This window comes from Kocuria rhizosphaericola (assembly GCF_044462205.1).
GTDB classification, from domain to species: domain Bacteria; phylum Actinomycetota; class Actinomycetes; order Actinomycetales; family Micrococcaceae; genus Kocuria; species Kocuria rhizosphaericola.
The window spans coordinates 1-7,143 of sequence record NZ_JBISWK010000078.1 but is presented as its reverse complement, the minus strand read 5'-3'; the positions used below and the strand labels follow the sequence as shown (position 1 = coordinate 7,143).

At 67.8% G+C, this 7,143-nt stretch carries 12 protein-coding genes; 6 read left to right on the top strand and 6 right to left on the bottom strand.

The window, feature by feature from the left end:
- Positions 1-20 precede the first annotated feature (20 nt).
- The 4 genes from ACH9D2_RS08235 to ACH9D2_RS08220 form a co-directional block, all read right to left on the bottom strand.
- A complete protein-coding gene (locus tag ACH9D2_RS08235) occupies positions 21-860 on the bottom strand; it encodes an IS5 family transposase (protein ID WP_396361908.1) in 840 nt (279 codons plus the stop codon).
- Positions 861-1,096: 236 nt separating this feature from the next.
- Entirely contained in the window at positions 1,097-1,705 is a 609-nt protein-coding gene (locus tag ACH9D2_RS08230; protein ID WP_396362354.1) for a hypothetical protein, read from the bottom strand.
- Positions 1,706-2,072: 367 nt separating this feature from the next.
- Positions 2,073-2,291 carry a hypothetical protein gene (locus tag ACH9D2_RS08225; protein WP_368808831.1) on the bottom strand — a complete coding sequence of 73 codons (219 nt, stop codon included), beginning with the start codon at positions 2,289-2,291 and terminating at the stop codon, positions 2,073-2,075.
- A gap of 32 nt (positions 2,292-2,323) precedes the next feature.
- On the bottom strand, positions 2,324-2,848 hold the full coding sequence (locus tag ACH9D2_RS08220) for a hypothetical protein (RefSeq protein ID WP_396362353.1): 525 nt from the start codon (positions 2,846-2,848) through the stop codon (positions 2,324-2,326).
- 166 nt (positions 2,849-3,014) lie between these two features.
- Between ACH9D2_RS08220 and ACH9D2_RS08215 the strand changes: the two genes are divergently transcribed.
- Complete coding sequence (locus ACH9D2_RS08215) at positions 3,015-3,515, top strand: hypothetical protein (RefSeq protein ID WP_396362352.1); 501 nt, start codon at positions 3,015-3,017, stop codon at positions 3,513-3,515.
- Positions 3,516-3,527: 12 nt separating this feature from the next.
- Here the strand turns inward: ACH9D2_RS08215 and ACH9D2_RS08210 are convergent, their stop codons facing one another.
- Positions 3,528-4,010, bottom strand: a complete 483-nt coding sequence (locus tag ACH9D2_RS08210; RefSeq protein WP_396362351.1) for a hypothetical protein — start codon at positions 4,008-4,010, stop codon at positions 3,528-3,530.
- Positions 4,011-4,189: 179 nt separating this feature from the next.
- On the opposite strand from ACH9D2_RS08210, the gene ACH9D2_RS08205 reads away from it, so the two are divergent.
- From ACH9D2_RS08205 to ACH9D2_RS08185, 5 genes are all read left to right on the top strand, one after another.
- Complete coding sequence (locus tag ACH9D2_RS08205; protein ID WP_396362350.1) at positions 4,190-4,381, top strand: hypothetical protein; 192 nt, start codon at positions 4,190-4,192, stop codon at positions 4,379-4,381.
- The gene (locus ACH9D2_RS08200; protein ID WP_396362349.1) at positions 4,378-4,584 is read left to right on the top strand and encodes a hypothetical protein; all 207 of its coding nucleotides are present in this window, start codon (positions 4,378-4,380) and stop codon (positions 4,582-4,584) included. Before ACH9D2_RS08205 ends, ACH9D2_RS08200 begins: the two co-directional genes overlap by 4 nt.
- A gap of 204 nt (positions 4,585-4,788) precedes the next feature.
- Positions 4,789-5,253, top strand: coding sequence for an ester cyclase (locus tag ACH9D2_RS08195; protein ID WP_396362348.1), 465 nt, complete (start codon positions 4,789-4,791; stop codon positions 5,251-5,253).
- Between the two features lie 189 nt (positions 5,254-5,442).
- On the top strand, positions 5,443-5,907 hold the full coding sequence (locus ACH9D2_RS08190) for an ester cyclase (protein ID WP_396362347.1): 465 nt from the start codon (positions 5,443-5,445) through the stop codon (positions 5,905-5,907).
- A gap of 199 nt (positions 5,908-6,106) precedes the next feature.
- Positions 6,107-6,571 (top strand): ester cyclase, encoded by a 465-nt coding sequence (locus tag ACH9D2_RS08185; RefSeq protein ID WP_396362346.1) that lies wholly within the window; start codon positions 6,107-6,109, stop codon positions 6,569-6,571.
- A gap of 66 nt (positions 6,572-6,637) precedes the next feature.
- Here the strand turns inward: ACH9D2_RS08185 and ACH9D2_RS08180 are convergent, their stop codons facing one another.
- Positions 6,638-6,784, bottom strand: coding sequence for a hypothetical protein (locus tag ACH9D2_RS08180; RefSeq protein WP_396362345.1), 147 nt, complete (start codon positions 6,782-6,784; stop codon positions 6,638-6,640).
- Between the last annotated feature and the right edge of the window lie 359 nt (positions 6,785-7,143).

Genomic DNA, 7,143 nt, shown 5'->3' with positions numbered 1-7,143 from the left:
TTAGAGGTTCCGCCGATAGGTCATGGTCGTCGGGTTGGGCGGGTGTCCCAGCGTTGGGTGGTCCAGGCCTCGCGGAGGAGGCGTCGGGTGATGATGATGGCGTTGGCCAGTCCGATGAACGCCTCGATGACGCGGGTGCGGCGCTCGGTGCATATCGCCAGCTTCTTGAAGCCGCGGTTGTGCCAGGCATTGGTCCGTTCCACCACCCAGCGGGCGGTGTTCTGGAACGGGGCCGGGACGCCCTTGGTCGCGATCCGGCCCTCGCAGCCGAGCTCCTCCAACAGCTCCCGGGTGGGCCTGGAGTCGTAGCCGGCGTCCAGATGCACCGTGATCCGCTCGGGCAGCTCGAAGCCGAACCGGGACAGCGTCTCCAACGTGGGGCGCAGCAACGGGGAGTCGTGGCGGTTGGCCGGGGCCACGACGGTCCCGAGCGGGATCCCGGCACCGTCGGTGAGCACCGAGCGTTTCGTACCCTGTTTCCCGCGGTCCACCGGGGATCTTCCGGCGGTCTCGCCACCGCACGGGGCCTTGGTGATGCACCCGTCCACCGCCAAATTCCCCAGCTCGAGCCCGACCATCTTGTCGTAGGCGTGAAGGCAGGACTGTTCAAGGGCGGTGAAGATCTCCGCGGCGGTCCACTCGTCGCGTCGGCGTCTGATGGTAGTGGCCGAGCAGGTGGTGTCGGCGATCTTCTCGTAGGCAGCCCCGAGGACGAGGACCTGCACGAGCTTGTCGAACACCACCCGGTCCGGGATGCGTGGCCGGTGGCAACCCAACGGATGCTCGTCCGCCACAGGCGGGATCAGCACCTGGAACTGGTCCCCGATGGGCTCGATGATGCACGATGGAACGGCAGGCACGAGTGCTCCTGGTCAACACAGAGATTCTCAACAAATCCGTGTTTACCAGGCCTCGTGCCTGTCTCATGCCGCCGTCCCACCACGCCTATCGGCGGAACCTCTTACAGTCCCGATCCAAGGTGGCGGCCTCGATGCGCTCGATCAGCTCGTGGCGTTCGTCACGTGACGCGGACATGGAGTGAGCCCTTCAGTGAGAGTGGGGGAGCTGGGCGTGTGGCACCCCAGTGCCTCGCAGGTTAGGGCCTGCCGCGGTGGTGCTCCCCGACGTCGAGCGCCAGGCGCTGCAGCACCTGGCCCGACGTCCGGCTGGTCTTCACCGAGTCCTCCAGCACCCCGGCGGTCATCGCGATGGCTTTCGGATCCTCGTTGCGGTTGAGTATCTGCGCGGCGGCATAGCACCGGCCCATCAGGTTCCCGACGACCAGGTTGCGGGTGGAGCCCGACAGGTGCGGGTCGCGGACGGTCCGCCCGGCCTGGGTGCCGACCGCGAAGCCGTTGACCAGCTCGGCGTAGGAGGAACGCACCGCGGCGTCGAGGTCGACCGGGGTTGGGGTCTCCGGCCCGGCCAGGCCACGGTGCAGGTGGGACAGCTCAGCCTGGTAGCCTTGCTCGGCGTCCTCGATCGCCCGGGACGCGCCCAGGTAGCGCTCGCGCACGTAGTCCTTGTAGCCGTCGTCGTAGAACACCTCGTCGAAGCTCTCCGCGGCCAGCGGATCGGCGCGGCGCCATGCTGCGTCGTCGCCGGCCAGCCGAGCCAGGACAGAGAGCATGTTCGCCTCGGCGGCGAAGCGGGTGGGACCGCGGAAGTTCACCGCGACCCGGCCGGTGGCCCTGATCTGGAGCACGGGGCGGCTCGGATCCTCGAAGCAGTACTCCCCTTCCACCTCGGCATCCGGTGCGGCGCCGAAATATGCGCGGAACGCCTCCGCGGCGCGCTCGGAGGGGTGTAGTCGTAGGCGGACCGGGAGTCCATGTCGTGGAAGCGCGAGCCCCAGTCGCCGGTCGGCCCGGACAGGGTGATGGCCGGCGGGCCAAGCTTGAGCTCGGCCTAGGGGTGGTCCTTGGCGGTGAAGCGCTCGTCGATGGCGCGCGGGTGCTGGTGGTCTACGAAGGTCGTCATGACTTCCATGGTCTGCGGCCGGCCCAGCTGACGTCCGGCGGACATGGCACCGCCCCGTTCACCCGGTGCGGGCGGCGGGGCGGTGCAAGCGTTCAGGAAGCTGCTGCGGTGATGTAGGCGTAGGCCCGGTCGGATCGTTCCAGCTTGCGAGCCTGTTCCTGGCTGTCGACGTAGATCGGCTCGTTGCCCAGCAGGCCCAGATGCACTGGGATCTGGCGGACTTCCGACGGCTTGGTGAGGACCTTCAGCACCTTGGGATCCAGGTCCAGCGCCTGGGCGGCGGCGTCGATCTTCTCTGCGGATACGGCCATGTCGCTCCTCCTCTCAGAGGGTCGTGTCGTCATTATCGCTCCCCTTCCTGGGTGCCGTCCACGGTGCCGAACTCACCGTGCTGAGCCTCGCTCTCGATCTCTTCGACGGCCGCCGGATCTTTGCCAGCCGCGGTGAGGATGTCCTTCTTGAAGGTGTCGGTCACGGTGTGCGCTGTGTCCACGAAGCCTGGCAGTTGCTCGCCGCTCTCTTCGGCGCTGTGCTGCAGGTCTGCGATGGCCTGCCGGCCGACGCGCTGCTGAGCCTCGGGCTTCCCCTCGGTGGCGCGGTCGACTGCCCACCGCGCCTGCTCCAGCAGCTTCGACCTCTTGTCGGCGAGGTAGCTGCAGTAGGTGACGGCGGCGACGATGGCGGCGACCACCCAGCTCATCACCTGGAGTCGTTCAAGGCTTCCGTCGAACCACCGCCAGAAGCGGTCCAATGCTGGGCGCACTCTCGGAAGATCGGCGGCGTAGAGGACGGAGGCGAGCGGTGTCACGGTGGCCGCGACGACCAGGAGGGCGCGGCCCCACCTCCGTCGAGGCTTGGGGTCTGGCATGGATTACCTCCGGGTCGGATGGGCATCTCGTCGAGGGTACCGATGGGCCCGGACGGGCTTCGCCGCGTGCACCGGGCCGGTGCCGGTACGACTTCCATGTGTGCGGAGACACTCCCCGATCCGACTGGCTACCCTGGATTCACGACATCAGAGCTGGGGGTGGCTCATGGGGTTCAGGAGCAAGGTCGAGGGGTTGTCCGGCGGGCGGATCTTCCTGCTATGGATGGCGGGCTTCTTCGTCTGGGCCTACACCTCCGACTGGGTCGAGGCTCAGCTGGTGCAGTTCGTGAACTGGTTGGTGTCCATCGGCGGGTACGGGCTCTCCAACGCGGTGTTCGCCGCCCTGGTGGGTGCCGGGTGCTTCGCCGGCCTGGAGATCACCAGGCGGCGACTGCACCGGGTCGAGATCGAGGGAGATCCCGAGCCGATCAACCCGCCCTACGACTATGAGACCACCGCCCGACCCTCGGTGTGGCTGGGCTGGACCGCCGGCGTCGTCTGCTGGGTCGCCGGGTTCGTGATCCTGGCCGCCGGGTACCCGCACGTGTTCATCATCGGACCTGTCATCGGCACCACCGCCGTCCTGGCCGGCCGGATGGAGGCCGCCCATGCACGGGCCATGGACGCCCGCCGGGAGATGCCGCCGGCGGTCACCGGCCCCGCATGAGGGGTCGCGGCGTCAGAACAGCGTGGGATGGTGCGGGTCGACGTCGTGCACCAGCTGGCGGATGAGTCCCTGATCCCAGCCGTGCTGCTTGAGCTGCTCGCGCAGGTGTCGGGACCGGGAGGCGCGTTCGGCGCGGCTGAGCCGGCGCCACCGCGCAGCGTTCGGTGAAGGCATCCGGCCCTTGAGCGCCCGGTCCTTCATGTTCTCCGAGGCGGTGCCCAGCAGCAGGTGGGTGCTCGGCTGAAGGGAAGCCCGTACGCACAGCGGCACATCGCACCAGTGCAGGGCGGTCTGGTCCTCGATCGCCTCCAGGGCGCCGTGGACGGTGGCCAGGGCGAAGCGGTGGGCGGAGACGACCTTCTGGCCGGCGGGCGTGTTGAACCAGAACCGGCCGTACCCGTCGTCGCTGATGGCGCCCATCCACAACCAGCACGCCTCGGGAGTCGGGCCCTTGAGCACGTGGGCGTAGAACCGCTCCACATCGACCGGGTTCACGGCATCCTCCTCTGCGCCCCAGAGTCACCATCGGCCCAGCGGCCGCGGCCTACTCCTGCTGCCGAGTGTGGCATGCCCCTGCTTGCCGCACCACGGTTCACCGATGAGGGGTCAGACAGCCCAGGTCGGCTCGTGGCACGATGCGAGCAAGCAAGGCGCCGGGTGTGAAGGAGTGCAGCGTGTCGAGGCGATGGCAGCAGGTGCTCGTCCAAGTGGCGATCATCGTCGCCCTCATCGTGGGGCTGCGTCTGATCCTGGGCGAGTGGAACTGGTGGATGACTGCGATCGGTGTGGCTGCGTTGCTGCTGAGCAACCTGTGGTCTCCTGGTCTCCGTAACGGCGGGGAGACCGGCCCGCAGGAGAGATCATGACACCGGACCGGTCCCTGCGCGGGCACCTGATCGCGATGCTCATCGGCGCCGCACTCCTGGTGCTAGGGCAGTTCGGATCTTGGCCGCCGGAGACTGGCCTCGAGCGGGCCTTGACCGGTCTCACCGTGGCCGCGGCGCTCATCGCTGTGTCGCTGACGGTCTACGAGTGGCGGCAGGGTCGGGGCGCCGGCTCCGAGGACTGAGACTTCACCGGCCATGCAGAACACCCCGGACTCCGTCGTGGAGCAACAGTGTGTTCTCCCACTTGGGAGATCATGACGTCGTCTCCGTGACGCGGAGGCGACGATCTGACGACGATTCGCGTGACCCTCTCGGTGCTGCTTCTTGGGCCTTCTACCGTCGAAGGAGACCTCGGACCAGCCGGGGCCCGGAGACAGGAGCCGTTGATGAGCACGCAAGAACAAGACGCCGCCGGCACCTCTGGCGAAAACGAGGAGACGTATCGGCGGCTGATCAAGGAGTGGAACGAGGCGTACAACGCCCGGGACGCCGAAAAGTTCGCCTCCTACTACGCCCAGGACGCCGTGGTCATGGATCCGGTGTCACCAGAACCCTTGCGGGGACGAGAAGCCATCCAGCAGGACGTCGCAGCGTTCCTGGAAGCACTGCCAGATACTTACGCTGAACTCCAGGACGTGCTCGTCGACGGGAACACCGTCGCGAGCCGCGAGCTGATCACTGGGACCCAGACCGGGCCGATGCCCACACCTTCCGGATCGATTCCCCCGACGGGACGGCCAGTGAAGGTTCCGATGGGCATCTTCAGCCGCTTCGGTGCCGACAACAAGATCACCGAGGAGTACCGGTACTACGACCAGGCAGGCATGGCGGAGCAGCTCGGAGTGGAATAGTGCCTCGACGAACGCCACGGTCTCCGTGTTGGAGGCCGGGGCGCGATCCATCATGGTCGAGGTCATGAAGTCGTAGCTGGTCACAGGCCTGCGACGATCCCTGCCGAACCCTTGGGCGTTCACCTGGCGGTGCCTAGCGTCGAAGCACGGCACTTCACGAGGGAAGTGGCATCAGGAGCGGAGGCCACCATGAGTGACACCCACACATCCGTCGTCGGGCCCGTGCCCGATGCCGGCGAAGATCGGCGGGAGAAGGTTGATCGGATCTTCCAAGCCATCAACAGTCATGACGCGCCCGGGTACGTCGGGTTCTACGGCGCCGACGCGGTCATCTACACCACGGCCGCCCAGGAGCCGGTGCGCGGTACGGCGGCGATCCAGCGGGAGATAGAGCAGTGGTTCACGGCCATGCCGGACATGATGCTGCAGCTGGAGGAGCTGCTCGTGGACGGTGCTACGGCTGTGTCCCGGTTCCAGCTCGTGGGCACCCATACCGGGCCTATGGCGACCCCATCAGGGGAAGTGCCACCGACAGGTAAGAGGGTGTCGATGCCCATGGCGGTCTTCAGCCGGGAGGGTGAGGACGGTCTGATCGTCGAAGAGCACCGCTACCTCGACATGATGGGTTTCCTCCAGCAGCTCGGGCTCGCCTGACACGCCCCAGTAGAACGCCCCGGGCTCCGTCGTGGAGTCCGGGGCGTGCATCGTCGTGCAGGTCGGTGTCATGAACTCCCCGCGAATCACGGGCCTGCGACGATCCGGGCGGATCCCTTGGCCCCTGTGTCAGCCGGTGCCTACCGTCGAGTGCCAGCCCTGCCGCGCGGGCGGGGGCCCACCAGAAGCGGAGATCACCATGAGCGACACCCACACGTCCGTCGTCGGACCGGTCCCTGGCGCGGGCGGGGACCGCCGGAAGCAGGTCGAACAAGCCGTCGCGGCTCTCAACGCCCACGACGCCGCCGGGTTCGCAGCCACCTACGGCCCGGACGCGATCGTCTACACCGCTGCCTCGCCGGAGCCGGTGCGTGGCCGAGCAGCCATCCAGCAGGACACACAGCAGTGGATCACCGCGATGCCGGACATGACCATTGAGATCGAAGAGCTGGTCGTCGACGGCTCCACGGCAGCGATGCGGCTGCTGTTCGTGGGCACCCACACAGGGCCGCTGACAACTCCTCTGGGGGTGGTCGAGCCCTCTGGCAGGCGGGTGTCCGTCCCCATGGCCGTCTTCAACCGGCACGACGAGAGCGGAACGACCGAGGTGGAGCACCGCTACCTCGACATGATGTCCATGGCCCAGCAGCTCGGCCTCGTCTGACTTCCTGGGTGACCGACGCCCCGGGCTCCGTCGTGGAGTGCCGGGGCGTCCGTCGCAACATCTCTCTCAGGCGGTGCCGAAGATCTCGTCGAGCTCCTCGGGGTCGTAGCTGAACCCCAGGGCCTCGTAGGTCTCGCGGGTGTCGGCGCCGTCAACGGCGCCTTGGGGACCGTCGACGGTGATCGTGCCGTCGACGAACCGGGCGTTGAACATCGCCCGGGACCCGCACCGGGACAAGTGACGTTGGCCTACGTGTACGGATGCGCTGGCGGACATCGGGCGCGGTGGTCATGGAGGCGCTGACTCGTGCCTGAAGAATGCCCGGTCGGTGTGGCTGACGGGCGCAGCCGGGCTCGGTGTTCTCACCGCATCGAGCTGTGCTCGGATGCGCACGGTGTCCCTACCGTCCCGCTGATCGTCCGGGGTCGTCGCAGGCAACTTGTGTGCGGAAGTGAAATCCGCCCAGTGTCAGTGCGAGTCCGACCGGGGGCACCACCGTCCGACGGGCGGGTCGTGGGGCCGCCACGGCGCCGGGCCCCACGGGCGCGCCTGTGGGGCCCGGACGCGCAGCG